Origin of the sequence: Mycobacterium sp. 852002-30065_SCH5024008 (genome assembly GCF_001665645.1) — a bacterium.
Taxonomy (GTDB): Bacteria; Actinomycetota; Actinomycetes; order Mycobacteriales; family Mycobacteriaceae; genus Mycobacterium; species Mycobacterium paraffinicum.
The window spans coordinates 19,057-45,958 of record NZ_LZSZ01000015.1; the positions used below are offsets into that span (position 1 = coordinate 19,057).

26 protein-coding genes, 1 tRNA gene and 1 pseudogene are annotated in these 26,902 nt (G+C 67.3%); 14 read left to right on the forward strand and 14 right to left on the reverse strand.

Annotated elements, in window-relative coordinates:
- The first annotated feature begins 15 nt into the window (after window positions 1-15).
- Both pdxH and A5781_RS01405 read left to right on the forward strand, forming a co-directional pair.
- A complete protein-coding gene (gene pdxH / locus A5781_RS01400) occupies window positions 16-675 on the forward strand; it encodes a pyridoxamine 5'-phosphate oxidase (protein ID WP_067199997.1) in 660 nt (219 codons plus the stop codon).
- A 129-nt stretch (window positions 676-804) separates the two neighbouring features.
- The gene (locus tag A5781_RS01405; RefSeq protein WP_067200000.1) at window positions 805-2,097 is read left to right on the forward strand and encodes a citrate synthase; all 1,293 of its coding nucleotides are present in this window, start codon (window positions 805-807) and stop codon (window positions 2,095-2,097) included.
- A gap of 110 nt (window positions 2,098-2,207) precedes the next feature.
- Here A5781_RS01405 and A5781_RS01410 read toward each other — a convergent pair whose 3' ends face one another.
- From A5781_RS01410 to A5781_RS01430, 5 genes are all read right to left on the reverse strand, one after another.
- Window positions 2,208-3,761, reverse strand: coding sequence for an NAD(P)/FAD-dependent oxidoreductase (locus tag A5781_RS01410; protein WP_067200003.1), 1,554 nt, complete (start codon window positions 3,759-3,761; stop codon window positions 2,208-2,210).
- A gap of 26 nt (window positions 3,762-3,787) precedes the next feature.
- The gene (locus A5781_RS01415; RefSeq protein WP_067200006.1) at window positions 3,788-4,051 is read right to left on the reverse strand and encodes a DUF2630 family protein; all 264 of its coding nucleotides are present in this window, start codon (window positions 4,049-4,051) and stop codon (window positions 3,788-3,790) included.
- Window positions 4,052-4,225: 174 nt separating this feature from the next.
- Window positions 4,226-5,566 carry a HAMP domain-containing sensor histidine kinase gene (locus tag A5781_RS01420; protein ID WP_067200010.1) on the reverse strand — a complete coding sequence of 447 codons (1,341 nt, stop codon included), beginning with the start codon at window positions 5,564-5,566 and terminating at the stop codon, window positions 4,226-4,228.
- 13 nt (window positions 5,567-5,579) lie between these two features.
- The gene (prrA, locus tag A5781_RS01425; RefSeq protein WP_156349628.1) at window positions 5,580-6,290 is read right to left on the reverse strand and encodes a two-component system response regulator PrrA; all 711 of its coding nucleotides are present in this window, start codon (window positions 6,288-6,290) and stop codon (window positions 5,580-5,582) included.
- A 187-nt stretch (window positions 6,291-6,477) separates the two neighbouring features.
- Window positions 6,478-7,617: an FAD-dependent oxidoreductase gene (locus A5781_RS01430; protein WP_067200013.1), complete on the reverse strand. Its 1,140-nt coding sequence runs from the start codon at window positions 7,615-7,617 to the stop codon at window positions 6,478-6,480.
- Between the two features lie 105 nt (window positions 7,618-7,722).
- Between A5781_RS01430 and A5781_RS01435 the strand changes: the two genes are divergently transcribed.
- Entirely contained in the window at window positions 7,723-8,274 is a 552-nt protein-coding gene (locus A5781_RS01435) for a TetR/AcrR family transcriptional regulator (protein WP_067200017.1), read from the forward strand.
- An 80-nt stretch (window positions 8,275-8,354) separates the two neighbouring features.
- On the opposite strand, the gene A5781_RS01440 is transcribed toward A5781_RS01435, so the two are convergent.
- Window positions 8,355-9,827: a carboxyl transferase domain-containing protein gene (locus tag A5781_RS01440; protein ID WP_067200021.1), complete on the reverse strand. Its 1,473-nt coding sequence runs from the start codon at window positions 9,825-9,827 to the stop codon at window positions 8,355-8,357.
- Window positions 9,828-9,854: 27 nt separating this feature from the next.
- Between A5781_RS01440 and A5781_RS01445 the strand changes: the two genes are divergently transcribed.
- The 7 genes from A5781_RS01445 to A5781_RS01475 all read left to right on the forward strand — a co-directional run bounded on the left by A5781_RS01445 (window position 9,855) and on the right by A5781_RS01475 (window position 16,893).
- On the forward strand, window positions 9,855-10,586 hold the full coding sequence (locus A5781_RS01445; RefSeq protein ID WP_067200025.1) for an enoyl-CoA hydratase: 732 nt from the start codon (window positions 9,855-9,857) through the stop codon (window positions 10,584-10,586).
- 5 nt (window positions 10,587-10,591) lie between these two features.
- On the forward strand, window positions 10,592-11,704 hold the full coding sequence (locus A5781_RS01450) for an MBL fold metallo-hydrolase (RefSeq protein ID WP_156624291.1): 1,113 nt from the start codon (window positions 10,592-10,594) through the stop codon (window positions 11,702-11,704).
- Between the two features lie 39 nt (window positions 11,705-11,743).
- The gene (locus A5781_RS01455; RefSeq protein ID WP_067200028.1) at window positions 11,744-13,321 is read left to right on the forward strand and encodes a serine hydrolase; all 1,578 of its coding nucleotides are present in this window, start codon (window positions 11,744-11,746) and stop codon (window positions 13,319-13,321) included.
- The gene (locus A5781_RS01460) at window positions 13,318-15,690 is read left to right on the forward strand and encodes a cation-translocating P-type ATPase (protein WP_067200032.1); all 2,373 of its coding nucleotides are present in this window, start codon (window positions 13,318-13,320) and stop codon (window positions 15,688-15,690) included. Before A5781_RS01455 ends, A5781_RS01460 begins: the two co-directional genes overlap by 4 nt.
- 40 nt (window positions 15,691-15,730) lie before the next feature.
- The gene (locus tag A5781_RS01465) at window positions 15,731-15,919 is read left to right on the forward strand and encodes an antitoxin (protein WP_067200035.1); all 189 of its coding nucleotides are present in this window, start codon (window positions 15,731-15,733) and stop codon (window positions 15,917-15,919) included.
- A gap of 4 nt (window positions 15,920-15,923) precedes the next feature.
- Window positions 15,924-16,394: an SRPBCC family protein gene (locus A5781_RS01470; RefSeq protein ID WP_067200038.1), complete on the forward strand. Its 471-nt coding sequence runs from the start codon at window positions 15,924-15,926 to the stop codon at window positions 16,392-16,394.
- A gap of 64 nt (window positions 16,395-16,458) precedes the next feature.
- Window positions 16,459-16,893, forward strand: a complete 435-nt coding sequence (locus A5781_RS01475; RefSeq protein WP_067200041.1) for a hypothetical protein — start codon at window positions 16,459-16,461, stop codon at window positions 16,891-16,893.
- Between the two features lie 4 nt (window positions 16,894-16,897).
- Here the strand turns inward: A5781_RS01475 and A5781_RS01480 are convergent, their stop codons facing one another.
- From A5781_RS01480 to A5781_RS01490, 3 genes are read right to left on the reverse strand one after another with little or no spacing between them, the layout of a single operon-like run.
- Window positions 16,898-17,380, reverse strand: a complete 483-nt coding sequence (locus A5781_RS01480) for a VOC family protein (protein ID WP_067200044.1) — start codon at window positions 17,378-17,380, stop codon at window positions 16,898-16,900.
- Window positions 17,380-18,894 carry a carotenoid oxygenase family protein gene (locus A5781_RS01485; protein WP_067200049.1) on the reverse strand — a complete coding sequence of 505 codons (1,515 nt, stop codon included), beginning with the start codon at window positions 18,892-18,894 and terminating at the stop codon, window positions 17,380-17,382. Before A5781_RS01485 ends, A5781_RS01480 begins: the two co-directional genes overlap by 1 nt.
- 1 nt (window position 18,895) lies before the next feature.
- Window positions 18,896-20,122: an acetyl-CoA acetyltransferase gene (locus tag A5781_RS01490; protein ID WP_067200052.1), complete on the reverse strand. Its 1,227-nt coding sequence runs from the start codon at window positions 20,120-20,122 to the stop codon at window positions 18,896-18,898.
- 597 nt (window positions 20,123-20,719) lie between these two features.
- On the opposite strand from A5781_RS01490, the gene A5781_RS01495 reads away from it, so the two are divergent.
- From A5781_RS01495 to usfY, 4 genes are all read left to right on the forward strand, one after another.
- Window positions 20,720-22,198: a DUF4185 domain-containing protein gene (locus A5781_RS01495; RefSeq protein WP_067200055.1), complete on the forward strand. Its 1,479-nt coding sequence runs from the start codon at window positions 20,720-20,722 to the stop codon at window positions 22,196-22,198.
- A gap of 84 nt (window positions 22,199-22,282) precedes the next feature.
- Window positions 22,283-22,423, forward strand: coding sequence for a hypothetical protein (locus tag A5781_RS25385; protein ID WP_156622462.1), 141 nt, complete (start codon window positions 22,283-22,285; stop codon window positions 22,421-22,423).
- Between the two features lie 46 nt (window positions 22,424-22,469).
- Window positions 22,470-22,703, forward strand: a complete 234-nt coding sequence (locus A5781_RS01500; RefSeq protein WP_067200058.1) for a hypothetical protein — start codon at window positions 22,470-22,472, stop codon at window positions 22,701-22,703.
- 386 nt (window positions 22,704-23,089) lie between these two features.
- On the forward strand, window positions 23,090-23,449 hold the full coding sequence (usfY, locus tag A5781_RS24710; protein ID WP_067200062.1) for a protein UsfY: 360 nt from the start codon (window positions 23,090-23,092) through the stop codon (window positions 23,447-23,449).
- 87 nt (window positions 23,450-23,536) lie between these two features.
- Here usfY and A5781_RS01510 read toward each other — a convergent pair.
- From A5781_RS01510 to A5781_RS01530, 5 genes and pseudogenes are all read right to left on the reverse strand, one after another.
- A tRNA-Arg gene (locus tag A5781_RS01510) sits at window positions 23,537-23,609 on the reverse strand.
- A gap of 245 nt (window positions 23,610-23,854) precedes the next feature.
- A pseudogene (locus A5781_RS01515) lies at window positions 23,855-25,438 on the reverse strand (APC family permease); the annotation flags it as partial.
- Between the two features lie 76 nt (window positions 25,439-25,514).
- Entirely contained in the window at window positions 25,515-25,736 is a 222-nt protein-coding gene (locus tag A5781_RS01520) for a hypothetical protein (protein ID WP_067200069.1), read from the reverse strand.
- Window positions 25,737-25,870: 134 nt separating this feature from the next.
- Window positions 25,871-26,323: a DUF5709 domain-containing protein gene (locus A5781_RS01525; RefSeq protein ID WP_156624293.1), complete on the reverse strand. Its 453-nt coding sequence runs from the start codon at window positions 26,321-26,323 to the stop codon at window positions 25,871-25,873.
- Between the two features lie 97 nt (window positions 26,324-26,420).
- Window positions 26,421-26,846, reverse strand: a complete 426-nt coding sequence (locus A5781_RS01530; RefSeq protein WP_067200073.1) for a hypothetical protein — start codon at window positions 26,844-26,846, stop codon at window positions 26,421-26,423.
- Window positions 26,847-26,902 lie beyond the last annotated feature (56 nt).

Genomic DNA, 26,902 nt, shown 5'->3' on the forward strand with positions numbered 1-26,902 from the left:
GGTAGCGTTGGCGCGATGGCAGGACCAGACTCCGAGCGCCTGCAGAGGATGCGCGTGGAATACGAATCGGCGGAGAAGGACGGCAGTTCCGATCTCGACGCGGACTGGCTCGACGACGGTTGGGTTGCCTTGTTGCGCAAATGGATCGATGAAGCCGAGCGGTCCGGTGTCGCCGAACCGAACGCCATGGTGCTGGCCACCGTCGCCGACGGCAGGCCGACGAGCCGATCGGTGTTGTGCAAGAGCGTCGACGAGTCCGGGATCACATTTTTCACCAACTATGACTCGGCCAAGGGCGCCGACCTCGCGGCGACGCCGTACGCGTCGGTGACATTTCCCTGGTACCAGCTGGGCCGGCAGGTTCACCTCCGCGGACCGGTGAGCAAGGTCACGCCGGAGGCCACCGGGGACTACTGGTCCAAGCGGCCCCGCGGCTCCCAGCTTGGCGCGTGGGCATCGCACCAGTCCCGTCCGATCGCGTCGCGCGCGGCGCTGCTCGACCAGCTGGCCGAGGTCACCGCGCGCTTCGCCGACCGCGAGCAGATTCCGGTGCCACCGGGGTGGGGCGGCTATCTGCTTGCTCCCGAGTCGGTCGAATTCTGGCAGGGCCGGGAGAACCGGTTGCATAACCGGATCCGGGTCGCCGGCGCTCACGTCGAGCGCCTCCAGCCCTAGCCCGCCCCGGGGGTCGGTGCGACGGGACAGACCCGACCCCGGGCAGGCATGCGAACGCGACAACGACTACCTTCACCTATAAGCACCTAGTCAGGGCAGCCATACCAGCCAGAGCGCAAAGGGGTTCTCGTGGCCGACACCGACGACACCGCAACTCTGAAGTACCCGGGGGGCGAGATCGACCTGGAGATCGTTCGCGCCACCGAAGGTGCGGACGGGATTGCCCTCGGTTCCCTGTTGTCCAAAACCGGGCACACCACCTTCGACAACGGCTTCGTCAACACCGCCGCGTGCAAGAGCGCGATCACCTACATCGACGGTGACGCCGGGATTCTGCGGTACCGCGGCTACCCGATCGAGCAGCTCGCCGAGAAGTCGACCTTCATCGAAGTGAGCTACCTGCTGATCTACGGCGAGCTGCCGGACAAGGACCAGCTCGCCGAGTTCACCAAGCGGATCCAGCTGCACACCATGCTGCACGAGGACCTCAAGCGCTTCTTCGACGGCTTCCCCCGCAACGCACACCCCATGCCGGTGCTGTCCAGCGTGGTGAACGCGCTGAGCGCCTACTATCCCGACGCGCTCGACCCGATGGACAACAACCAGGTCGAGCTGTCGACGATCCGCCTGCTCGCGAAATTGCCCACCATCGCCGCGTACGCCTACAAGAAGTCCGTCGGCCAGCCGTTCCTCTACCCGGACAACAAGCTGACGCTGGTGGAGAACTTCCTGCGAATGACGTTCGGGCTGCCCGCAGAGCCCTATCAAGCCGACCCCGAGGTGGTCCGGGCGCTGGACATGCTGCTCATCCTGCACGCCGACCACGAGCAGAACTGCTCGACGTCGACGGTGCGGCTGGTGGGGTCGTCGCGGGCCAACCTGTTCACCTCGATCTCCGGCGGCATCAACGCGCTGTGGGGGCCGCTGCACGGCGGAGCCAACCAGGCGGTGCTCGAGATGCTCGAGCAGATCCGCGAAAGTGGCGACGACGTCAGCGAGTTCGTCCGCAAGGTGAAGAACCGCGAAGAGGGCGTCAAGCTGATGGGCTTCGGCCACCGGGTCTACAAGAACTACGACCCTCGCGCCCGCATCGTCAAGGAACAGGCCGACAAGATCCTGGCCAAGCTCGGCGGCGACCCGCTGCTGGAGATCGCCAAGGAATTGGAAGAGGCGGCGCTGACCGACGACTACTTCATCGAGCGCAAGCTGTACCCGAACGTCGACTTCTACACCGGGCTGATCTACCGGGCCCTCGGCTTCCCCGTCCGGATGTTCACCGTGCTGTTCGCGTTGGGCCGGCTGCCCGGCTGGGTCGCGCACTGGCGTGAGATGCACGACGAGGGTGACAGCAAGATCGGCCGCCCGCGCCAGATTTACACCGGCTACACCGAGCGCGACTACACCACCATCGACGCGCGCTAGTGGCGATCGCGAGCGCGGCGTAGCCGGGCGCTGCGGGTTGCCACCGATGAGCTAGTGGCGATCGCGAGCGTGGCGTAGCCGGGCGCTGCGGGTCGCCACGGATCAGGTCATCAGCAGAGCGAGGCCAGCACCGCCATGGCGGCGTTGTGCCCGCCGATGCCCGACACTGCGCCGCCGCGGCGGGCACCGGAGCCGCACAACATGATCCGCTCGTGGGAGGTCGCCACCCCCCATTGTCGTGCGGGCGTGTTCAGCGGGTCGTCGTCGTCCGCGAACGGCCACGACAGGCCGCCGTGGAAGATGTTGCCGGCCGTCATCCCGAGCGTGCGGTGCAAGTCCAGGGTGGTCGTCGTCTCGATGCACGGCCGGCCCTGAGCGTCGCTCATCAACACGTCCTGAATGGGTTCGGCCAGAACGGAATTCAGTGACGCCAGTACCGACTCGGTCAGCCGGTCACGCAGGGCGCCGGAGTAGCTGCCGTCGAACAACGAGTGCGGGGTGTGCAGACCGAACACCGTCATCGTGTGGGCGCCCGATTCGCGCAGGTCGGCCGACAAGATGCTCGGGTCGGTCAGCGAATGGCAATAGGCTTCGCACGGTAGCGGATTCGGGATATTCCCGGCGGCCGCGCGCGAATATCCGGTGTCCAGTTGGGTCCAGGTCTCGTTCACATGGAACGTCCCGGCGAAGGCCTGTTCGGGGCTGACGCCGTCGTCACGCAATCGGGGCAGTCGCCGCAGCACCATGTTCACCTTGACTTGCGCGCCCTGGGCGGGGGTCGGCGGCCGTTCGCCGAGCAGGCCTGCCAAGACCGCGGGTGTGACGCCGGCGAGGACGAACCGGCCCTTTATCAGGTGGTCCTCGTCGCCGGTGCGGTAGCGCACCAGGCCGTCGGGTTCGACGTTGTAAACCTCTGCGCCAGTGATGATTTCGGCACCGTGGCCGACGGCGGCCGTCGCCAGGGCATCGGTCAGTGCGCCCATCCCGCCGACGGGAACATCCCAGTCGCCGGTGCCGCCGCCCAGCACGTGATAGAGGAGGCAGACGTTCTGGATCAGCGACGGGTCGTCAAGGCGCGCGAACGTTCCGATCAGCGCGTCAGTCGCGATCACACCGCGGACCACGTCGTTGCTGACAGCGGCGGTGATGGCATGCCCGATCGGCTCGTCGATCATCGCGTGCCACGCGGCCGCCGCCTCGGGGTCACCGCTTCCCGAGACATGCAGGCGGGCCTGCTCGTGGGTGCGCAGCGGTTCCAGCAGTGTCGGCCATAGCCGTTGGGTCACCAGTCGGCAGCGTCGGTAGAAGGAGGCGAACCCCTGCTCATCGGGGCCGGCGCCGATCGCGGCGAACGTGTCGCCGGCAGCACCGATCAACAGCCCACTGCGGCCATCGGCGTCGGGGTCGGGCGTGTACGAGGAATACTGCCGCCGGGCCAGCCGCACCGCCGCACCCAGGTCGGCGACGATGCGGGCCGGCAACAAGCTGACCAGGTAGGAGTAGCGGGAGAGCCGGACGCCGACACCGTCGAAGGCCTGCGCCGAGACCGCGGCTCCGCCGATGTGACCCTGCCGCTCCAGCAACCGCACCCGAAGGCCCGCGCGAGCCAGATACGCCGCCGCGACCAGGCCGTTGTGACCGCCACCAATCACTATGGCGTCCAAGGCACCGCCATCTGCCGCGTGATGGCTCAGTTCAGGTAGCCCTCCACCTCGCCGGGCGGACGAACCTCGGCCTCCCGGGGGTCACCGCCGGTTTCACGCAGCGCCCGCCGCTGCCGTAGCAGGTCCCAACACTGGTCCAGCTCGACCTCCAGCCGGCGCAGGCGGTCGTGTTCCTCCGATTCGGCGATGTCGCGGTGTTGCAGCTGCTCCCGCAGGGCTTTCTCCTGTGCGACCAGGTCGCGGATGTGTGCCAGGGTTTCGTTGTCGGTCGGTTTCTTGCCGTTGGCCATCGCTCCAGTGTGCCCGACCGGGCGTGGGCCGAATCGCTAGGTTGCCAATCGCCCGCCGGGCGCGCAGCGCAGGCGATCGAACCGAGGGAGGCGAAACCCTTGTGCCATAGCCGATTCAGAGCCGGCCACGACGAAGATCCCGACGGTGTCGCTCGCGCTCCGGCGCCCGAAGCGCTAGCTCGGGCCGGGGAGGCGCAGCACCAGGCGGGCGCCGCCAAGCGGGCTGCTTTCCAGTGCAGCGGTTCCGCCGTGCAGGTGGGCCTGTTGGGCCACCAACGCCAGTCCCAGGCCCGACCCGGAATGGGAGGCGGTCGACCCGCGGGAGAACCGTTCGAACACCACCTGGCGTTCGTCTTCGGGCACGCCGCTGCCGTTGTCGTCGATGGCGATCTCCACCCCGGCGCGCGAGCTGACCGCCGAGAGGCGGACGCGGGTCGCGCCGCCGTGCTTGACGGCGTTGGCGATCGCGTTGTCCACCGCCAGGCGCAGTCCGGCAGGCAATCCGACGATGATGCACGTCGGCGACGGCACCAGTGACACGTCGAGGTCGGGGTAGATGCGCATCGCGTCGTGGGCGGCGCGGTCAAGCAGCTCGGTGATGTCGACCGGCACCTGATCGTCGGATGTCGACAGTTCGCCCTGGGCGAGCCGCTCCAGGGCGCTCAGGGTGGCCTCGATCCGCGACTGGGTGCGGATGACGTCGCTCAGCACCTCTTTGCGTTGGTCGTCGGGCATGTCCAGGGTGGCCAGCACCTCGAGGTTGGTGCGCATCGCCGTCAAGGGCGTGCGCAGCTCGTGCGACGACACGGCGGCGAAGTCGCGGGCCGACGCCAGCGCCTCCTTGGTCCGGATCTGCTCATCCCAGATGCGCTGCAGCATGCCCCGCATGGCCTCGGCGATCTCGACGGCCTCGGTGGCGCCGTGCACCTCCACCCGCGGTGCCTCGTCGCCGGCATCGATCGATTGGGTCTGCTGCGCCAGCTGCTTGAACGGGCGCACCGCGAACGCGGCCAGCAACCAGGCGAACACAGCCGCCGCGCCAATGGCGAAGCCACAGATCAGCAGTACTCGCCGGTGCAGATTGTTGGTTTCGGCGAGTGTCGCGTCGTACGTCGCACCCACGGCCAGCGACGTGGGCTCCGGCGCGGGAATCTCCACCGTCCGCACCCGGTAGCGCACGCCTTTGACGTAAGCGTCGGCGTAATCGACGTCCAGCTTGGGCAGCGTCACATAGGAGTTCGACTTGACCTGGTCGCCGCGGCGGACCGTCATGATGGCGTCGTTGTCGTTGGGGGAGCGCGGAATTTCGTCGAGGCCGCGCGGCAGGAAAGGGATCGCGAATCCCGCGGCCTCGTCGAGGCGGCGGTCCAGCCGCTCCTTGCGGTCGTTGGTGATGCCCACCCAGACGACGATCCCGACGATGAGCACGGGAATGGCGGCGCCGATGGCGGTCGCGACCACGACCCGGGCGCGCAGCGAAGGCGTACGGGTCAGGATGCGGGATAGAAAGTTCATGGGGCCCGCCTGGTTACTGCATACGCAGCACGAACCCTACTCCGCGGACGGTGTGCAGCAGCCGGGGACCGCCATTGGCCTCCAGCTTGCGGCGCAGGTACCCGATGAACACGTCGACGACGTTGGTGTCGGCGGCGAAGTCGTAACCCCACACCAGTTCCAGCAGCTGCGCGCGGGACAGGACCGCGGTCTTGTGCTCGGCCAACACCGCCAGCAGGTCGAACTCCCGCTTGGTCAGGTCGACGTCGACGCCGTTGACGCGGGCGCGCCGGCCGGGGATGTCCACCTCGAGCGGGCCCACCGTGATGGTTTCCGAGGAGGAGGTGGCGGTCGCGCCGCGACGGCGAAGCAGCGCCTTCACCCGCGCGACAAGCTCGGCCAACACGAACGGTTTGACCAAGTAGTCGTCGGCGCCGGCCTCGAGTCCGGCGACCCGGTCGTCGACCGAGCTGCGGGCGGACAGCACGCAGACCGGGACGTCGTTGTCCATCGCCCTGAGCGCGGTGACGACGCTGACGCCGTCCAGCACCGGCATGTTGATGTCGAGCACGATCGCGTCCGGCCGGGTCTCGGTGGCGCTGCGCAAGGCTTCGGCGCCGTCGACCGCGGTCGACACCTCGAATCCGGACAGCCGCAGGCCGCGTTCCAGCGACGCGAGCACATCAGAGTCGTCGTCGACGACCAAGACGCGGGGTGAGATGCCACCAGTGTCCATGCCGCCCATCTTGCCTGATTGTTGATCGCGGCGGTGCCCTGGCCGGGCCGTCGATGCCTAAAAGGTTACGTTTTCGACGCTGGGCCGCGACTGCCCGTTGGTATGGGCGGGTCACCCCGAGATCGGTTGGTGTGACGCGGCATTCGCGTCCGGGGCGATTTGTGTCCGATTGATGTTGCCTCCGTGAGGGTTTGGGTCATTCCGTGGAGAGTCCGCTCAGCCGCACCGCCAGCTGCCGGCGCACCGCGGGAACCCCTGCGGCCAGGCGCATTCCCGTGTTGCGCAGGGGGCGCAACGGGCGCGGCAGGGTCGCGACCCGGGTCAGCCGTCCAGTCAGTTTCAGCACCCGCTCGGCGCGGCGGCGCTGCGCGGTGCTGTAGGCATCCAGCGCGGCGTCCGGGCCGCCCCCCAGAACCTCGGCGAGCGCCCCGGCCAGCGCCACCGCGTCGGTGATCCCGAGGTTCATGCCCTGGCCCCCGGCCGGGCTGTGCACGTGCGCCGCGTCGCCGGCCAGCAGCAGTCGGCCGGAGCGGTACGTGTCGGCGACGCGGTGGTGGATGTGGAACCGCGACCCCCAGACCAGCTCGGTGACGACCGTCTGCCCCGGCCCGAAGCCCCGGGTGTCCAGGAGTGCCTGCACAAATTCAGCCGACGGCAGCTGCGGCGCGTCGGCGGTCGGTGCGACGACACGGAAAATGTCGCCGGGCAGCGGGGCCAGCACCGTCAGGCCGTCTTTGGCGTAGAACAGGATCACCTCGTTGCGGGGCGCTTCGCCGGTCACTCGCACGTCGGCGAGCGTGAAAGCCTCGGCGAACTCCCCACCGGTGAAGCCGATTCCGGCTTGCGTCCGGACCGTGCTGTTCATGCCGTCCGACCCGACGGCGTAGGCGGCCCTGATGGTGTCGCCGTCGTCGAATGTGGCCGTCACGCCGGTGGCGTCCTGGCTGATGCGGCTCAGTGTCTTGGGGCGGACCACGTCGCCGCCCAACTCCTGGAGCCGCTCGAGCAGCAGCCGCTCGGTGTCGGCCTGGGACAGCATCAGGGTGTAGGGATGGTCCGTCGGCAGCTCGCTGAAGTCGACGGGGATCAGGATGCGCCGGCCCTCCCGCATGGTGAATCGCGGCGCGATCAGCCCCGCCTTGACCATGCGCCGGGCCACGTCGAGCTCCTCGAGCACCTCGAGGGTGCGGGCGTTGACGGCGGCGGCGCGGGACGTGTTGGCGCCCTCGGCCAACTTGTCGACCACCACCACCCGAATTCCGCGGCTGAGCAGTGTGGCGGCGAGCGTGAGGCCGGTGGGGCCCGCGCCTACCACCAGGACATCGGTGTCTTTCATGGTCCGCTCCTCTCCCTGGTGAGTTAAGTCAACGCTTGTTGGCATACCTCCATGCTTGCGCGTCGCTGGCACAATGTCAACAGTTGTTGGCCTACACTCGTTGGCATGAGAAGGTCGTCAGAGGAGACCAAGGCGGTGATTCTGGCGGCGGCCCGCGAGCGGTTCGGCGCGGCCGGCTTTCAGGGCGCGACCATTCGGGCGATCGCCGCCGACGCGGGCATCGATCCCGCGATGGTCATGCGGTACTACGGCAGCAAGGACAAGCTGTTCGCCGCGGCGGCCGAGTTCGACTTGCGGTTTCCCGACCTCGCCTCGACCGACCCGGCGCAGGTCGGCCGGTCGCTGGTCCGGCACTTTCTCGAACGCTGGGAGGGCGACGAGGCGCTCGTCATCCTGCTGCGGTCCAGCGCCACCAACGGCGAAGCGGCCCAACGGATGCAGGAAATCTTCGGAAGCCAGATCCAGCCGCTGGTGGCTTCCTTCGTGCCGCCGCAAGATTCCGCTGTGCGGGCAGGGCTGATCGCGACCCAGATCCTGGGGATGGCGTTGTGCCGCTTCGTGTTACGGCTACCCCCGATCGTGGAGATGACCCGCGACGAGATCGTCGACTGGCTCGGCCCGACCATTCAGCGCTACCTCGGGCTGCCGGACGGCTGACTCGCGAGACGTAAACCACGGTGACGTTTTGCGGCGTGTCGTGTGCGTGGCTTACGTGTCGTGAAGCGCTCGGCGAAATGTCAGGGCAATCCGATGCGGCGGTAGCGCTGCAAGCGGGCCGTCAACCGTTCGCCCGCGGGGAGCGCCCGCAGCGCGTGCACCTCGGCGGCGATGGCGCGCGAGAGTCGCTGGCAGAACTCGACCGGCTCGTCGGCGGCGTCGGGATGCTCCGGCACGACGGCATCGACGATGCCCGACGCCAGCAGGTCGACCGACCGGATGCCTTGCGCCGCGGCAAGTTCGGCGGCGTGGGCGGTGTCTCGGAAGACGATCGCACTGGCGCCTTCGGGCGGGAGCGGCGCCAGCCAAGCGTGCAGCGCGGCCAGCACCCGATCGGCGGGCACCATCGCCAGCGCCGGCCCGCCGCTGCCCTGGCCGAGCAGCACCGACACCGTCGGGGTATCGAGGGTCACCAGCTCGGCCAGGCACTGGGCGATCTGGCCGGCCAGCCCGCCCTGTTCGGCCTCGGCCGACAGCGCGGGACCGGCGGTGTCGATCACCAGCACCAGCGGAAGGCGCAGCTCGGCGGCCAGCGCCATGCCGCGCCGGGCCTCGCGCAGCGACGCGGGCCCCACCGTCCCGCCCGTCACCCGCTGCTGTCCGAGCACCACCGCGGGCTGACCGGCGAAACGGGCCAGCGCTAGCAGGGTCGTCGCCGCTTCTCCCTGCCCCGTGCCCGACAGCAGTACCCGATCGGTGGCGCCGTGGCGTAGCAGCAGCCCGACACCCGGCCGGTCGGGGCGGCGGGACGCCACCACCGAGTCCCACGCCGGCACGTCGGGGAGCGGTTCGGGCGGCGCCGCCGCCGGTAGGGGATCGGGTGGGTCGGCGATGACGGTCAGCGCGCGGTCCAGCGTCCGGCGCAGCTCGCCAACCGGGACGACCCCGTCGATCACGCCGTGGCGCTGCAGGTTCTCCGCCGTCTGGACGCCTTCGGGGAACGGTTCGCCGTAGAGCAGCTGGTACACCCGGGGCCCGAGGAAGCCGATCATCGCGTCCGGTTCGGCGACGGTGACATGGCCGAGCGAACCCCACGACGCGAACACCCCGCCGGTGGTGGGATTGCGCAGGTAGACCAGGTAGGGCAGGTGGGCCTGCTTGTGCAGGCGGACGGCGGCGGCGATCTTCACCATCTGCAGGAAGGCGACCGTGCCCTCCTGCATGCGGGTGCCGCCGGAGCTCGGCGAGGCCAGCAGCGGCAGGCCTTCGGCGGTCGCTCGCTGCACCGCGGCGGTGATCCGTTCGGCCGCGGCCACCCCGATCGAGCCGCCGAGGAAGCCGAACTCGCAGACCACCACCGCGACCCGGCGTCCGTAGATGCGTCCCTCGCCGGTGAGCACCGATTCGTCCAGGCCGGTGGCCGCCCGCGCGTCGGCCAGCTCTCGCGCGTAGGCCTCGCTGACCGGCACCGCGAGCGGCTCGCTGTCCCACCGGATGAAGGAGCCCTCGTCCAGCACCGCGTCGCGCAGCTGAGCAGCCGTGATACGACTCACGACACGAGGCTATATAGGGTGGCTGCCATGATCGGTGTTACCCAGGCCGAAGCCGTGCTGACGATTGAGCTGCAGCGGCCCGAGCGCCGCAACGCGCTGAATTCCCAGCTCGTCGAGGAGCTGCGGGAGGCGTTCCAGAAGGCGAGCGACGGCTCCGTCCGTGCCATCGTGCTGACCGGCCAGGGCACCGCGTTCTGCGCCGGCGCCGACCTGAGCGGCGACGCGTTTGCCGCCGACTATCCGGACCGGCTCATCGAGCTGCACAAGGTGATGGATACCACGCTGATCCCGGTGATCGCCGCCATCAACGGCCCCGCCATCGGCGCGGGCCTGCAGCTGGCCATGCAGTGCGATCTGCGGGTCGTCGCCCCGGACGCGTTCTTCCAGTTCCCGACATCGAAATACGGTCTGGCGCTTGACAACTGGAGCATCCGCCGGTTGTCTTCGCTGGTCGGCCACGGGCGAGCCCGCGCGATGCTGCTGGCCGCGGAGAAGCTGACCGCCGACGCCGCGATGCAGACCGGAATGGCCAACCGCATCGGAACGCTGGCCGACGCCCAAGCGTGGGCCGCCGAGATCGCCGGCCTGGCACCGCTGGCGATTCAGCATGCCAAGCGCGTGCTGAACGACGACGGCGCCATCGAGGAGGCCGGGCCGGTGCACAAGGAGCTGTTCGACAGGGCGTGGGGCAGCCAGGACGTCATCGAGGCCCAGGTCGCCCGCATCGAGAAGCGACCGCCGAAGTTCCAGGGGGCCTGACCGTCATGCTGCGGGGGGCGCTGCGACTGGCCGCCGGCACGGCTTCGCTGGTGGCCGGCAGCTGGGTGGTGCGGGCGCTGCACGGCGCACCGGCGGCCCTCGGCGCCCACCCCGCCGCGATCAGGGCGGTGGCGGAGCGGTCACCGAACTACCGCGACGGCGCGTTCGTCAACCTCGACCCCGCCTCCAATTTCATGATGGATCGCGAAGAACTGCGGCTGGTCGCCTGGGAGCTCATCGGCAGTCGGGGCGTGAGCCGGCCTTCGGCGCCAATCCCGTTGGCCGCTCCCGCGATCTTCGACGGTGACCCCGGCCGGCTCGCCGTCAGCTGGTTCGGTCACTCGACGGCGCTGCTGGAGATCGACGGTTACCGGGTGCTCACCGACCCGGTCTGGAGCGACCGGTGCTCACCGTCGGACATCGTCGGACCGCAGCGGCTGCACCCGCCGCCGGTGCAACTGGAAGGGCTGCCCGCCGTCGACGCGGTGGTGATCAGCCATGACCACTACGACCACCTCGATATGGACACGGTGACGGCGCTGGCCCGCACGCAGCGGGCCCCGTTCTTCGTGCCGCTCGGTGTCGGCGCTCACCTGCGCGCGTGGGGGATACCGGAGCACCGCATCGTCGAGCTCGACTGGCATCAGAGCGGCCTGGTCGACGAGCTGACCGTGACTTGCCTGCCGGCGCGGCACTTTTCGGGTCGCTTCCTGGATCGCAATACCACGCTGTGGGCGTCGTGGACATTCATCGGTCCGAATCATCGCGCCTACTTCGGCGGCGACACCGGCTACACCAAGAGCTTCGCGCAGATCGGCGCCGACCATGGGCCGTTCGACCTGACGCTGTTGCCCATCGGCGCCTACAACACCGCGTGGCCGGACGTCCACATGAACCCCGAGGACGCGGTACGGGCGCACCTGGACCTCACCGGTGACGGACTGCTAGTGCCGATTCATTGGGGCACATTCCGGCTGGCCCCCCACCCGTGGGCCGAGCCGGTTGAACGCCTGCTCGCCGCCGCGGAACCGGAACACGTCAAAGTTGCGGTCCCCGCCCCCGGCCAACGCATCGATCCCGCGGCGCCGCCCAAATCGAACCCCTGGTGGCGGCTCTGATTCGGGGGTCCGCCAACCTCCCCACGCTAGAGTTCCGCCATGACGAAACGCGCGGCCGCGGCCGTTGCCACGGTGCTGCTCGGCCTGACCGGATGCGGGCCCACCCAACCGGTATCCAGCCGGCCCGCACTCTCTGACGCGCCGCCCAACGAGGTGTCAGGTCTCGCGATCCCCGCCGGCCGCGTCGACGAGGCGGTCGCCAAGGTCGACGGCCTCGTCGGCGACCTGATGAAGAGCACCGGCGTCCCGGGCATGGCCGTGGCCATCGTCCACGGCGGAAAGGTGCTGTACGTCAAGGGGTTCGGCATCAAGGATGTGAGCAAGGGGCAGGGCCAGGACAACAAGGTGGACGCCGACACCGTTTTCCAGTTGGCTTCGGTGTCCAAGTCGGTCGGCTCGACGGTGGTCGCGCACGAAGTCAGTGACAACGTCGTCGCATGGGACACCCCGGTGGCGTCGAAGCTGCCGTGGTTCACGCTGAGCGATCCCTACGTCACGGGCCACGTCACCGTCGCCGACCTGTATTCGCATCGCTCCGGGCTGCCCGACCATGCCGGTGACAAACTCGAAGACTTGGGCTACGACCGTCGGCAGACCCTCGAACGGCTGAAGTACTTGCCGTTGGCTCCGTTTCGAACCAGCTACGCCTACACCAACTATGGGGTAACCGCGGCGGCCGAGGCGGTGGCCTCCGCGGCGGGCAAGTCATGGGAGGACCTGTCCAACGAGGTGCTCTACCGCCCCCTGGGGATGACATCGACCAGTTCGCGGTTCGCCGACTTCGTCGCACGACCCAACCATGCGGTCAACCACATCAAGATCGCCGACAGATGGGAGGCCCGATTCCAGCGGGACCCCGGTCCACAGTCACCCGCGGGCGGGGTGAGCTCGTCGGTGAACGACATGGCCCACTGGCTGATGATGTTGCTGGGCAACGGAACGTACAACGGACAGCGGATCGCGTCGCCGGAAGCCTTGCTGGCCGCCACCAGCCCGCAGACGGTTTCGGTGCCCGCGAAGACGCCCAAGGCGCGCTCGGGGTTCTACGGATACGGCTTCAACGCGTCGGTCGACTCGTCGGGCCGCACCGAATACAGTCATTCCGGCGCTTTCGATTTGGGGGCGGCGACAAACTTCGTCGTGATGCCCTCGGAGGACTTGGGCATCATCGCGCTGACGAATGGCGCGCCCTATGGCATCCCGGAGACGTTGACCGCCGAATTCATGGATCTTGTCCAGTACGGCCAGATTCGTGAGGACTGGGGGGCTCTGTACCGGAAGGCGATCGGCTGGCTGAACAACCCGGAGGGGTCGCTGGTCGGCAAGCAGCCGCCGGCCAACCCCGCGCCGGCCAGGCCGCTCAGCGACTACGCGGGCGCGTATGCCAGCGCCTACTGGGGCCCGGCCGTCGTCACCGAACACGACGGCTCCCTGCAGCTGGCGATGGGCCCCAAGAACCGGACGGTCACGCTGACGCACTGGGACGGCGACACCTTCACCTTCGGTCTGACCGACGAAAACGCCCCGCCCGGAACGATTTCCAAGGCCACCTTCGCGGGACGGACGCTCAACCTGGAGTACTACGACTCGGACAAGCTGGGAACGTTCACCCGATGATCGCCGGTCTGACCGATGCCGAGGTGGCGCAGCGGGTCGCCGAGGGCAAGAGCAACGCGGTCCGCGAACGCGCCACCCGCAGCATCGCCGACATCGTGCGGGCCAACGTCTTCACCCGGATCAACGCGATCCTGGGTGTGTTGCTGCTGATCGTGCTGGCGACGGGCTCGCTGATCAACGGGATGTTCGGCCTGCTCATCATCGCCAACAGCGTCATCGGCATGGTCCAAGAGATTCGTGCCAAACGAACGCTGGATGCGCTCGCCATCGTCGGGCAGGCGAAACCGTTGGTGCGCAGGCAATCCGGAACGCGCACGCTGTTGCCCTCCGAGGTGGTGCTCGACGACATCATCGAACTCGGGCCCGGGGACCAAGTCGTCGTCGACGGCCAGATCGTCGAAGAGGCGAATCTGGAGGTCGACGAGTCGTTGCTGACCGGCGAGGCCGACCCGATGGCCAAGGCCACCGGTGATGCGGTCATGTCGGGCAGCTTCGTCGTCGCCGGCGCGGGCGCCTACCGCGCCACTAAGGTCGGGCCGGAGGCCTACGCCGCCAAGCTCGCCGAAGAGGCCAGTAAGTTCACGTTGGTCAAATCCGAACTGCGCAACGGGATCAACCGGATCCTGCAGTTCATCACCTACCTGTTGGTGCCGGCCGGCCTGCTGACGATCTACACCCAGTTCTTCACCACGCACGCGGGCTGGCGGCAGTCCGTGCTCCGGACCGTGGGTGCGTTGGTCCCGATGGTGCCCGAAGGCCTGGTCTTGCTGACGTCGGTCGCGTTCGCCGTTGGGGTGGTCCGGCTCGGGCAGCGCCGGTGTCTCGTGCAGGAGCTGCCCGCGATCGAGGGACTCGCCCGGGTCGATGTGGTCTGCGCGGACAAGACGGGCACCCTGACGGAGAACGGCATGCGTGTCGCGGGTGTCGAGGAACTCGAAGCGGCACAGCGGCACAGGGTCACCGACGCCCTGGCGGCGTTGGCCACCGCCGACCCGCGCCCCAATGCGAGCATGCAGGCGATCGCCGAGAGCTATGGGCGTCCACCCGGCTGGATCGCCACGGCCACCGCGCCGTTCAAGTCGGCCACCAAGTGGAGCGGGGTGTCCTTCGGGGATAACGGCAACTGGGTGATCGGGGCGCCGGATGTGCTGCTCGATCCGGCGTCGGCGGCAGCCGAAAAGGCCGAGCGGATCGGCGCGCAGGGTTTGCGGGTGCTGCTGGTCGGCACCGGCGACGTCGCCGTCGACCATCCGGACGCGCCGGGCCGCGTCACCCCCGTCGCGCTGGTGGTGCTCGAGCAGCGGGTGCGCCCCGACGCCGCGGACACACTGAATTATTTTGCCGAGCAGGGTGTTTCGGTCAAGGTCATTTCCGGCGACAACGCGGTGTCGGTCGGCGCCGTCGCCGACAAGCTCGGGCTGCGCGGGGAGACGATGGACGCCCGGCGGCTGCCGGCGGAGCCCGCGCAATTGGCCGACACGCTGGACGCCTACACCACGTTCGGCCGGGTGCGGCCCGACCAGAAGCGGGCGATGGTGCACGCCCTGCAATCGCACGGGCATACGGTCGCGATGACCGGTGACGGCGTCAACGACGTGCTGGCGCTCAAGGATGCCGACATCGGTGTCGCGATGGGTGCCGGCAGCCCGGCGTCGCGCGCGGTCGCGCAGATCGTGTTGCTGGACAACAGGTTTGCCACCCTGCCGTATGTCGTCGGCGAGGGCCGGCGGGTGATCGGCAACATCGAGCGGGTCGCCAACCTGTTCTTGACCAAGACCGTCTACTCGGTGTTGCTGGCGCTGCTGGTCGGCATCGAATGCCTGTTCGCCAAACCGCTCAGAGCCGATCCCTTGCTGTACCCGTTTCAGCCGATACACGTCACCATCGCGGCGTGGTTCACCATCGGGATCCCGTCGTTCATCCTGTCGCTCGCCCCCAATAACGAACGCGCCTACCCGGGCTTCGTGCGGCGGGTGCTGAGCTCGGCGCTGCCCTCCGGGCTCATCGTCGGCACCGCGACTTTCGGGTCCTACCTGTTGGCCTATCACGGCCGGCACGCGACGTTCCAGCAACAGGAGCAGGCGTCGACCGCGGCCCTGATCACGCTGCTGATGACGGCGCTGTGGGTGCTCGCGGTGGTCGCGCGCCCCTACCAGTGGTGGCGGGTCGCGCTGGTGCTCGGCTCCGGCCTGGCCTACGTGGTGATCTTCAGCATCCCGCTGGCCCGCCGGGCGTTTCTGCTCGACCCCTCCGATGTCGTGGTGACGTCGACCGCAGTGGGGATCGGCCTACTGGGCGCCGGCGCCATCGAGGCGATGTGGTGGATCCGGGCGCGGGTGCTGGGCGTGCAGCCGCGACTGTGGCGCTAACGGCCGCCAAGTAGGATTTCGGCGGGGAAAGGACGGGTACATGGGATTCCTGGACAAGGCCAAAGACCTTTTGTCGCAGAATGCCGACAAGGTCGGAACCGCGATCGACAAGGCCGGCGAATTCGTCGACGAGAAGACGCAGGGCAAGTACTCCGACACCATCCACAAAGTGCAAGAAGAGGCCAAGAAAGCGGCCGGGACCGCGGCTAAAGGCGACGACCAGAACTGAGCTCATGGCGAAACTCTCCGGATCCATCGACGTCCCGCTGCCACCCGAGGTGGCCTGGAAGCATGCCTCCGACCTGTCCCGGTTTAAGGATTGGCTGACCATCCACCGGGTATGGCGCAGCAAACTGCCCGACGACATCGACAAGGGCACCGTCGTGGAGTCGATCGTCGAAGTCAAGGGCATGTACAACCGGATCAGGTGGACGGTCGTGCGCTACAAGCCGCCGGAAGGCATGACGCTCAACGGTGACGGCGTCGGCGGCGTCAAGGTCAAGCTGATGGCCAAAGTTCACCCCGCGGAAGAGGGCTCGGTCGTCAGCTTCGACGTGCACCTCGGTGGCCCCGCCCTGTTCGGGCCGATCGGCATGATCGTCGCCGCCGCGCTGCGTGGCGACATCGACATGTCGCTGCAGAACTTCGTCACGGTATTCACCCGCCCCGACCCCGGAATGAACGGCTCGGGCGGTCGTCGCTGACCGACGGGCGCCACGCGAGCGTGACGGCGCCGAGGTCGGTCCCACGTCGGCTAATCTCGCTTGCATGACTCGCCGGCTGCGCCCTGGTTGGCTGGTGGCGCTCTTCGCCTTGGTGATTTCGGCCAGCGCCTGGCTGCCGTGGTTGACGACGGCGGTCAACGGCGGGGGCTGGGCAAACGCCATCGGAGGCGCCCACGGGAACTTGGAACTGCCGCGGGGGTTCGGCGCGGGCCAGCTCATCGTGCTGCTGTCCTCCGCGCTGTTGGTGACGGGGGCGATGGTCGGCCGCGGACTGTCTGTCAGGCTCGCTTCGGTTGGCGCGCTGGTGATTTCGCTGTTGATCGTCGCGCTGACGGCGTGGTACTACAAGCTCAACGTGAATCCGCCGGTATCGGCCCAATATGGCCTGTACGTCGGCGCGGTCGCGGCTGTCTGTGCGGTGGTCTGCTCGATTGCGGCGGTCATCGCGGCCCTGGCTTCCGGTCGGTCCGGCCGCTGAGGCCTCAGGGCGACGGGAACTCGTGCGTTCCCGAGGCCGAGCTGTCGCTCGGCTCGTTGACGCCGAACACGAAGGGCGCGAACACGATTTCGCGACCGTCCGGGTCGCGGTACGTGACGGCACCCGTCGCCGCCCAGTACGGATGCTGTTCGACGGGTTCGATGCCCGCCGCTTGCAGCCGGGCGATCGCCGTCTGTTGTGCCTGCTGGTCGGGGAAGTACAGGCACAGCTGTTCGTGGTGGTCCACGGCGACGGGCTCGACGGATTCCACGATCTCCAGGGTCAGGTTCCAGCTGGGCAGTCCGAAGATGGCGCCGTTGCTGCCGTAGCTCTCGCCGAAGGTCTCGAAGAGCGGCAAGCCCACCAGGTCGCGGTAGAACCGCACCGTCTCGTGGAAGTTCGCCGACCGGCGCGCGAAACGTAAGCCGCCGATCGACGCCAGTTGCATCGGCCAGTGCGTGGTGCGGCGGGGATTCTGGGCGCCCATCACAACCCGACCGCGCTTGCCGCCGACTCGGCGGTATCCCAGCGCCGCAGCTGGTGGCCGGGCGCCCACGTCGAATGGGTTCCGCTCGAAATGCGCTCCGGCAGTTGGAGTTTGCACACCGGGCCATCAGCGATCCGGGCGGCGTCGAAGATCACGCAATAGGAGGCGTCGGTGTTCATGTCTGTGGTGAGGGTGACCAGGTAACCGTCGTCCTCGCCGGTGGCTCCGACCCGTGGCGCCATTGCCGTTTCGCTTCCATAGACGCCGTCGCCGAAGCGGAATTCCTGTTGGTTTCCGGTGCGCAGGTCGTGTTTGACCAGCCCGTCGAACAAGAACCAGCCCGGCTTGCCGGTGGCGGCATAGGCGTAGCGGTAGTCGCCTGCGGCGTAGTCCGGGTTGATGGTGCCGAACTCGGTGATGGACTCCGACAGCCGCTCCTCCCGCACCGCCCCGGTGGCGAGGTTGAAACGCCAACGGTGCAGCCGCGACTGCAGGCGATCGAGCGCCAGGAACCGAAAAAGCTTGTCCCACTTCGATCCACCGGTGTCAGCTGGCGAAGGATCGCCCTCGAAGAAGCCGTCGAGCACAATCTCGTCGCCGTCCTCGTAGGCGTTGACGAAGTGCAGCACGAATGTCGGGTCCGCTTCGAACCATCGGATGTCGCCGGTTCCACCCCGACGGGGCAGAACCGCAAACCGCGACGGGATGTCGGGATGAAAGCGCGGCACGTGCACGTCGTGCTCGAGAAGGGCGGGATCCCAGAACAACGGAAAGTCGTTGAGAATCACGTAGTTTTCGGTGAACGCCATGTCGTGCGGCAAGCGCGGCCCGGGCAGCGGGATGTCGACGTAGTGGACCAACTCGCTGTTGTCGTCGACCACGCCGTAGCGCATGTACGGCTCTCGCTTGCTGTAGTTGAAGAACAGCAACTCACCGGTTTTGCCGTCCACCTTCGGGTGCGCGGACACACCCCAGTCGGTCGGAAAGCGCCCGCTCCAGCTCTCCTTGCCCAGCGTTTCGCCCGAGTACGGATTGACCCGGTACAGGTCGCCGCACTGGTAGAAGCTGGTCAGTGCAACGCCCCGATGCACGATGACGTCGGTGCTCGACGCGTCCTTCATCCGGGTACGGGCGCCCCAGCCGTCCTCGCGCTTGGCCAGTTGCACCGGTTCGGCCAGCCCCGCCCAGAGCGGTCCGCCGGCTTCGTTTTCCGCCACGAAGCCGTCCGTGCGAACAAAACGGTTGCGGTAGAAGGCTTTTCCGTCGCGGAAGCCGACCATGTGCAGCATGGCGTCGCCGTCGAACGGGTGATAGGTCTTCAGCGCAGGGTGCAGCGGGTTTTCGGTGTTGCGCAGGTAGATGCCATCCAGGTCGCGCGGGATTTCCCCCTCGACGGCGGTGAGGTCGTCGGCGTCCCACTCGGTGGTCTGGGGACGCCACGGTCCGGTCCGGTACGGGTGGTCGTCGTCTTCGGGCAGGGTGGACAGGAATTTGCCGACGATCTCAACATCCATGTCACACGCTTTCTGCCGTGCTGACAACGAAACTCACCGTGGTGGCGGTGCTGCCGCCGAAGTTGAGGGTGCCGAACGTCCTGGCGCCCTCGACCTGATACTCCCCGGCCGCGCCGCTGACCTGCTTGGCCGCGTCGAGCAGCATGCGCACGCCGGAGGCTCCGACCGGATGGCCGCCGCCGATCAGTCCGCCGCTGGGGTTGATCGGCAGCCGGCCGCCGATCTCGATCTCACCGTTTTCGATGGCCTTCCACGACTCTCCGGGGCCGGTCAGCCCGATGTGGTCGATGGCCAGATACTCGCTGGGGGTGAAGCAGTCGTGCACCTCGTAGCCGTCGAGGTGGTCCAGGGTCAGCCGTGAGCGCCGCAACGCGTCGCGCACGGCGGCCCGCACATGGGGAAGGACGTAAGGGTCATCGACGGCTCGGTCCAGTTTCTGCCGCAGACCCAGTCCCACCGTCCGGTGCCCCCAGCCCTCGATGCGGCCGATGGGGCGCGCATCGGGGTGGTCGCGCAGATAGGCGTCGCCGACCAAAACCAATCCCGCTGCGCCGTCGGTCATTTGGCTGCAGTCGAAGCGCCGTAGCCGGCCCTCGGTGATGGGGTTGGTTGTGTCGTCGTCCGTAATGGGGTCGGGGACGGTCCACGTGCGCGTCTGGGCGTTGGGGTTGCGCCGTGCGTTGGCGAAGTTCAGCTGCGCGATCGCCCGCAGGTGTGCGTCGTCCAGGCCGTAGCGCCGGTCGTATTCGTCGGCGACTTCGGCGAACATCGACGGCCACAGGTAACGGGCGTCGGCGCCCTCGTGGCCCGTCCACGCGGCCGCACCCAGGTGCTGGGCCGCGGTGTCGCCGGGCACCGTCTTCTCGAGCTCGATCCCCACCACCAGTGCGGTGTCATAGGCGCCGGACCGCAGGTCGGCCATCGCCGACAGCGTCGCGATGCTGCCGGACGCGCACGCCGCCTCGTGCCTGGAGGCCGGAGTGTCCCAGAGGTCGGCGCAAACCGTGGCCGGCATCGCCCCGAGGTGGCCCTGGCCGGCGAACATCTCGCCGAAGGCGTTCGCGACGTGGACCACTTGGATGTCGGCCGCGTTCACCTTGGCCGAGGCGAGCGTGCCCTCGACGACCTCCGCGGTGAGGTCGGCGAAGTCGCGGCCCTCCTTGGTGAGGTTGCGGGCGAAATCGGTTTGCCAACCGCCCAAGATCCACACACCCGCCGAGTCGTCCATACGCCGCACGGTACTCCTGGAAAACCTCGTCGTTCAGGCGTATCGCGGGCGGTCGCGGTCGAAAAGGTGCCCGAAATGGGGCGGCCCCGTCGGCTCTCGGGCTGAACCGACGGGACCTAGGCGTACGCGAAGGCCGGCCGACGCGTTCGCCTCTCATGGAACATTGCCCCGTACGGCGGCAGACAAACATGCGGACTCAACCTCATCGCGTGAGGGCGAAAACATTTTGAGGTCTTCGTGTTTCTCGCCGGCGTCTCGCACCCGGGTTTGTGGGCCGCACCCGTCACCGCGAATCGGGCGCGTGCGGACATCGCCCTCACGGCCGGGTTGGCTGGTCGCTGCGAGGCGGGCAAATACTTGCGCGGCACCTTCCGCGGCGGATGCCACGGGCGGGAGTCGTCCGGGCGAAAGGGCCGCGCCGGCCCTCGCTGGGGAGCGGGTGACCAGGACCATGGTGCCCGCTCGGCGGGTTTCGACACGGTCACGGATACGTACCTATCACCGCATCACTAGTCACAACAGTCGCTCTAATCACTATCGTCACATGAGCCAACTACGGACGTCAATGCGGTGTCCCCGCAGCTCGAAAGGTGTTACATGTCGGCGATTCTTCGAAGTGTGTCGCTATCGATGGCGTCGGCGGCCGCGGTCGGACTCGTCTACGTGGTCGGCCCGGCGCCGACGGCCAATGCCACCCCGTGCGGAGCGCCGGAAGCGAATGTGGAGCCGCCCGCCGCGCCGCCGGCGATGCCTGCACCCCAGCCGGTCGTTCAACCGCCCACCGGGCGCAGACCCACCCACACGAACGACCAGGCGCCGCTGCCCAAGTTGGGACCGCTGATCTCCTCATTCCTCAAGCCGGCGATCCCTCGACAGGTCGCGCCGATGAGACCGCAAGCGGAGGTCCTTCCGCCCGGGCCGAATCCTCCCGTCCCCGGTCTGCCGCAACCGCCCAACGCCGGTCAGCTGCAGCCCAACGCGGCCCCGGTCCCGCCGCCGCAGCCGCCGGCGGAGGCGCCGCCCGTCTCGATTGCCGGGGCGCCCACGTCGCTCGTCGACTGGGTGACCGGACCCGACGGCCCGAACAAGACCCTGCAGCGTTTCAGCATCTCCGGCACCGACCTCGGTATCGCTTGGGACAACGGGGATCCCGTGAACCGTCAGGTCCTGATGGCCTTCGGCGACACCTTCGGCTACTGCAAAGTCAAGGGTCAGCAGTGGCGCTACAACACGCTGTTCCGCAGCTCGGACCGGGATCTGTCACACGGAATCCACATCGCGGACGGCATCCCCAACGACCGGTACTCCGGTTCACCCGTGTGGGCGACGAGCCTGTCCAAGCAGGTCGTCAACACCATCCACAAGGCAGGCCACGAGACGGGGATCATTCCGACGGCCGGCATCTCGATCGGCAGAACGCAGTACATGAGCTACATGTCGATCCGGCAGTGGGGCCGAGACGGCGAATGGAGTACGAACTACTCGGCGATCGCGCGGTCCAACGACAACGGCCAGAACTGGGGAATCTTCCCCACCTCGATCCGCACGGCCTCCGCGGACGCCATTCCGGGAGCCGGGTTCACCCCCGGCAATGAAAATTTCCAGATGGGTGCCTTCATGAAAGGCAACGACGGTTACCTGTATCAATTCGGGACCCCGTCGGGGCGGGGCGGTGCGGCATTCCTGTCGCGGGTGCCGCCGGGTCAGTTGCCCGACATCACCAAGTACCAGTACTGGAATGGCGACAACGGCGGCCGCTGGGTGCCCAACAACCCGGGCGCGGCGACGCCGATCTTCCCGGGACCGGTGGGCGAAATGTCGGCCCAATACAACAGCTATCTCAAGCAATACCTGGTGCTCTACACCAACGGTGGCAGCAACGACGTGGTCGCACGCACCGCGCCGGCGCCGCAGGGGCCGTGGAGCCCCGAGCAACCGCTCGTGTCGGCGTTCTCTATGCCCGGCGGCATCTATGCGCCGATGATTCACCCCTGGTCGTCGGGGCGGGACCTGTACTTCAACCTGTCGCTGTGGTCGGCATACGACGTGATGCTGATGCACACCGTCTTGCCCTAATCGTGATCGTGTCGCACCCCGAATAGTCGGTAAAGATGTCGCACCCTGAATGAAGCGGGGACCTAGCGAGAGAGGAGATCGACGATGATCACTTTCGAGAACCCGGCCACGTCGACTGCCGCTAAGCCGCGGCGGCCAGACATCGAGGTCCGCATCGAGGGCGTGCGCCGCCGCGACGGCGCCGTCCGGCTCGGCATCATGCTCGACGGGCGGATGGCAACATAACCCAGCGCGACGGCGCCGGCCGCAACGGCCGGGGCAATATGTACGCGTGAGTTGGGCGAAGCGTGAAGCAAAGGCGCTTGCGGACATGACACTGACGGGCGACGCGCTGCTTGCTGAGCTCGAAGACTACATCCGCGTGCACCATCCGCTTTTGACGGATGTTCGGCTGGAGCGGGCAACCGCCACCGAGGAGTACGACACCGGCGCCCAACCGCCTCAACGCTGGTACGACGTGATTTATCTGGCCGACGACGGCGAAGGCTACGGGGTCAGACCTTAACTAGACGACACAGCACTCGGCTCTTCGTTGGGATGCTTAGAGTTAGCGCTTGGATGCTCGATGGCGACTGCGCTTTCGACCCCGCGATCCCCGCGCGGCGAGAAGATTTTGCCGCATCCGGGCCATACCGGGCGGCCGGCCCCCGGCTCCCGGCGCTGCGCGGGGATACCCAGCATTTTATTGAGCGTGTAGTCGGCGATCGGGACTGAGATCCAATTTGCTCGAAGGATTCGACGGGCAAATGCCCGAATTGAGGGCCGGTCTTTTCCGGGCAACTGCCTCGAAACTAAGAATTCTCCCCAGGTCCGCCGAACCTTATGCCGGCCACGATCGTATTTATGAGTAACACATGCCGCTATCTCGTCCGACGACCGAGGGAGAGGGTGATGGGAGACAGGCATCACGATCCGACCGATCATTTTCGGACCACGCAACCGCACGCTGGCATGACGATGAAGGACAACCTGTTATGGCCGGGGCTCATCCTGGTCACCGTCGGGGTGTCCGGGATGATAAGTACTGCGGCAGTCGCGGCCTACGGACATTACGAATGGCTCGCGATCACGGTGTTGGTCGCCGTACTCGGCACGACCGCCGGAGCGCTATGGTGCGTCGTCGAGCTTCGTCGCGTGGCTCGTATTGACGAGCAGGTACGTCGACGACGCCCGCGGTCCCGGGGCCAGCGCCCTGCCAGCTCGGAGCTGAACCGCAACTTAGTAAGAGAGTTGAGCGATTTGAACGTGTGATGCTCCCTTGAGGGGCACCGGATTTCGAATCGCAAACGACGAATAAACATCGGCTGATTTAGGTGGCAGCGAAAATAGCGTCTGACGTGCCCCCGGCAGGATTCGAACCTGCGACACCGGCTTTAGGAGAGCCGTGCTCTATCCCCTGAGCTACGAGGGCGAGGGACGTCTTTGAGTGCCTGACTACAACGTAGCTGGGCGGGTTCAGCGGCGTCCCGGTGCCATTCCGGGCGTTTGGCCTAGTCGTCCTGATCTGGCGGGTGTGAGTGTAGCTGGTATGGCGATAACTACGTGGCGTACAGAGGGGAACGGACGCCCGAGGGCGAGCGTTCATGCCGGCTGGCGTTAGGCGGCTCGCTCCTCACAAAGCTCATGGGCCTACTGGTTGAACGATGCTCCCACCGGAATCCGCTCCGGTGCGCCGCGAGTGATGGTGCGGCCGCGGAAGAAACCCGGGGCGATCGCCCACCAGGCCAGCATCAGGATCACTCCGAGCACCAGCGCCCCGATACCGACCGCCGCGACGGCGCCGAACCCGAGGATCGTGATGTGGTGGCCCTCGTCATCGGTCAACCACTCGGGCCTGGCGTACTGGATGAGCCCGTAGACGAAAACGAGCAGTAAGACCACGCCGCCCAGCAACGGGACGGCGCCGCGCATCACAAAATCCCGCACGGACGCGGTAAGGGTATGGCGGTAGTACCAGGCGCACGCAAACCCGGTAAGCCCGTAGTAGAACGCGATCATCAACCCGACCGATCCGATCAGCGCGGCCAGCAGGTTCTCGCTGACGAGTGTGAACAGCACGTAGAAGAGGACGGAGACCCCGCCGGCCGCGAGTGTGGATGTGGTCGGCGTCAGGTAGCGGGGGTGGGTCTTCGCGAACGAGTTCGGCAGCGCCTGGTACGCCCCCATCGACAGGGTGGTGCGCGTTGTCTTCAAGATCGTCGTCTGCGTCGACGCGGAGGCCGACGTCAGGATCGATGCCGCCAGCAACAGCAGTGCAACCTTCCCGAAGACGCCGTTGCCGAACAGTTCCGGACCGATGGATGCAAACACGTCTTTCGAGTTGTGCGGGTTGCCCAGCCCGATGCCCGCCGTCCCGACACCGGCGAACGCCACGGCCGACACGGTCACCAGGGTGTAGGTCGCCAACAGCAGGAAAGTCGAGATGACGGCGGCGCGGCCAGGCGTGCGGCCGGGGTCGTTGGACTCCTCGTTGCAAGACACGGCGGTGTCCCAGCCCCAGTACATGAAGATTGCCATCAGAATTGCGGGGGCGGCGGTCGTCCCGAAATCAAGACCGCCCGGCCAGAACCAGGACAGCGACGGATGCAGCGAAAAGGCCTGGGCGTCACGGGTATACGTTTTGAGCAGCGCGACCATCGAGAAGGCAACCAGCACCACGATTTGAATGGACAGCAGGGCGTACAGCAGTCTGGCCGACACCGCGATGCCGCGATAACAGATATACGTCATCACGACAATCCAGAAGGCGCCCGCGGCCGTCGACCAGAGCCTGCTGTTGGCCAGGTCCGCAACCGAATGCCACCCCATATCGCCGACCAACCTGAACGAGTACTTCCCGGCGATATCGACCAGGTTGGCCATCACAATCACTTCTGCGGCGATGATGCCCCAGCCGCCGAGCCATCCGACGACAGGTCCAAATGCTCGCGACGCCCATTTGAACGTGGTGCCACAATCCGATTCGGCCTCGTTGAGTTCTCGATAGGCGACGGCGATCAGGTAGATCGGGATGAATGAAAGGAGAACGATCGCCGGGGCTTTGACGCCGGCGAGCTGCCCACCACCACTGGCCACGATGAGACCCAGTGTCGCGGCAAGGCTGTAGGCGGGCGCCATTGACGCCAGGCCGACCACGACGCCGGAGACCAGGCCGAGCGCGCCACCCCTGAGGCCTTTGCTCTTGACGGCAGTCGCCGCGGCCTCGCTATCCGGGCCGGCCGTGGCCCCACTTTTGCTCATCGCACACCTCTGCTCGAGCATTCCGAGACGAAAACGGCGTCGAGGAGTCGCCGCGCCTACCGTCGCGCTGCAGCGACTATTGCCATCTGAGATCTTCGTCGAGTTGTTGGGCTCGTTCGTCGAGTTCGGCTGCGGGGCCGGTATCAATGGTGACCTCTTGCCAGTACGCCGGACTGTAGAGGTGAATGTCTTTGCCGCTATTGACCCTCAGCACGCCGCCCGTGAGTACTGCATAGGTGGCGCCGTCCGGATATTCGTCGTCTTCGTCCCGGCCGCAAATCTGGATCCACATTTTCATGCCAAAAACCCTCCGCGTCCGCCGATCGAATTCTCGAGGCTACCGCTGCGGCGGCGAGCTGGGGAGCCGGAGGTCCTGAGCGGCACCAGCTGTGGAAATTCCTCGCCAAGGAGCGCCGACAACGGAGGTAGGACTTACTCTTCCTCGTCGATGATGTGCATGGCGGCCTCCTCGGCGGACGCCGCGCCCCCGCTGATTCCGACATCCGTGGCGAACAGCTCCTCGTCGGCATCTTCGCCAAAACCCAAGTCCGGCGCGATAAGCCGGCCGGCTCGGGCGCGGCCCACCTCGCGCCGCTGGGGGAATTCGCACTCGCGTTCGGATGCATCGGAGCGTTGCTGCTCGGCTTCGTCGAGCGGGACATTGATGCGCGCTGCCGGGTCCGGCTCTTCCTCCGCCAGGAGCTGATCCATGGTCTCGCCCGGGCCGAATGCGCCTCGTCCGTAAGGCCGCTCGGGTGGCGAATAGCCCTCGTCGAGGACGTCCTCCACACCGCGATCTATCAGGGTGTCCTCTGGCTGAAGCTGGTTGTCGTCCTCGACGCTGTATTCGCCGGCCGCAGGGCCGGTCTCATAGTGGAAAGTCACGATTTGCCTGCCATGTGTTCGCCGTTCCTCGATACGTGTTCTGCCGCAATATATGTCTCGTCGGGCGATAGGGCCCGAAGTTCCATCCAAAACACCCTCAGCTGAGCCGCTCGATCTCGTCGGCCGCGTCGGTCAACGCCGCGGCGAGTTCGCGCGCAGCGATCCCGTCCAGCGCATCCAGGTGGCGGGCATGCACGGCGATCCACCGGCGCGTCGAGCCGTCGACCTGCTGTCGACCATAGATCTGAACGCGCGCCCGCCCGCCTCGCCGAGTGGTGCCCTCAAAGTCGCGAAACCAGTTCCTGTCGAGCTGCCAGTCGAAGGTGCGAACCGCACCGTCGGGGGGCTCGATCGTGTCGAATGGCATCCCAGCCGACACATTCTTGGTCGCCCACTGCCGCGCCATGTCCAGCAGCGTGTGCGGTTCGTCGCGTTCGAGGCGCTCGAGCTGAGCGATCTGCGCAGCGGTGAGCTGGTCGGCCACGTCGCGCCAGGTTTGGGCGGTGTCGTCAGATGTGGTCATGCTCTGCAGTCTGCGCGGCTGACCCGTTGCCGGCGAGAGTCGAAAGTCATGTCTTG

Coding starts and splice junctions, on each gene's coding strand:
- A5781_RS01420 (WP_067200010.1), bottom strand. CDS start 5,566: ATGAACTTTCTATCCCGCATCCTGACCCGTACGCCTTCGCTGCGCGCC.
- A5781_RS01455 (WP_067200028.1), top strand. CDS start 11,744: ATGACGAAACGCGCGGCCGCGGCCGTTGCCACGGTGCTGCTCGGCCTG.
- A5781_RS01465 (WP_067200035.1), top strand. CDS start 15,731: ATGGGATTCCTGGACAAGGCCAAAGACCTTTTGTCGCAGAATGCCGAC.
- pdxH (WP_067199997.1), top strand. CDS start 16: ATGGCAGGACCAGACTCCGAGCGCCTGCAGAGGATGCGCGTGGAATAC.
- A5781_RS01530 (WP_067200073.1), bottom strand. CDS start 26,846: ATGACCACATCTGACGACACCGCCCAAACCTGGCGCGACGTGGCCGAC.
- A5781_RS01415 (WP_067200006.1), bottom strand. CDS start 4,051: ATGGCCAACGGCAAGAAACCGACCGACAACGAAACCCTGGCACACATC.
- A5781_RS01495 (WP_067200055.1), top strand. CDS start 20,720: ATGTCGGCGATTCTTCGAAGTGTGTCGCTATCGATGGCGTCGGCGGCC.
- A5781_RS01435 (WP_067200017.1), top strand. CDS start 7,723: ATGAGAAGGTCGTCAGAGGAGACCAAGGCGGTGATTCTGGCGGCGGCC.
- A5781_RS01475 (WP_067200041.1), top strand. CDS start 16,459: ATGACTCGCCGGCTGCGCCCTGGTTGGCTGGTGGCGCTCTTCGCCTTG.
- A5781_RS25385 (WP_156622462.1), top strand. CDS start 22,283: ATGATCACTTTCGAGAACCCGGCCACGTCGACTGCCGCTAAGCCGCGG.
- A5781_RS01470 (WP_067200038.1), top strand. CDS start 15,924: ATGGCGAAACTCTCCGGATCCATCGACGTCCCGCTGCCACCCGAGGTG.
- A5781_RS01445 (WP_067200025.1), top strand. CDS start 9,855: ATGATCGGTGTTACCCAGGCCGAAGCCGTGCTGACGATTGAGCTGCAG.
- prrA (WP_156349628.1), bottom strand. CDS start 6,290: ATGGGCGGCATGGACACTGGTGGCATCTCACCCCGCGTCTTGGTCGTC.
- A5781_RS01430 (WP_067200013.1), bottom strand. CDS start 7,617: ATGAAAGACACCGATGTCCTGGTGGTAGGCGCGGGCCCCACCGGCCTC.
- A5781_RS01490 (WP_067200052.1), bottom strand. CDS start 20,122: ATGGACGACTCGGCGGGTGTGTGGATCTTGGGCGGTTGGCAAACCGAT.
- A5781_RS01480 (WP_067200044.1), bottom strand. CDS start 17,380: ATGGGCGCCCAGAATCCCCGCCGCACCACGCACTGGCCGATGCAACTG.
- A5781_RS01485 (WP_067200049.1), bottom strand. CDS start 18,894: ATGGATGTTGAGATCGTCGGCAAATTCCTGTCCACCCTGCCCGAAGAC.
- A5781_RS01460 (WP_067200032.1), top strand. CDS start 13,318: ATGATCGCCGGTCTGACCGATGCCGAGGTGGCGCAGCGGGTCGCCGAG.
- usfY (WP_067200062.1), top strand. CDS start 23,090: ATGGGAGACAGGCATCACGATCCGACCGATCATTTTCGGACCACGCAA.
- A5781_RS01450 (WP_156624291.1), top strand. CDS start 10,592: ATGCTGCGGGGGGCGCTGCGACTGGCCGCCGGCACGGCTTCGCTGGTG.
- A5781_RS01520 (WP_067200069.1), bottom strand. CDS start 25,736: ATGAAAATGTGGATCCAGATTTGCGGCCGGGACGAAGACGACGAATAT.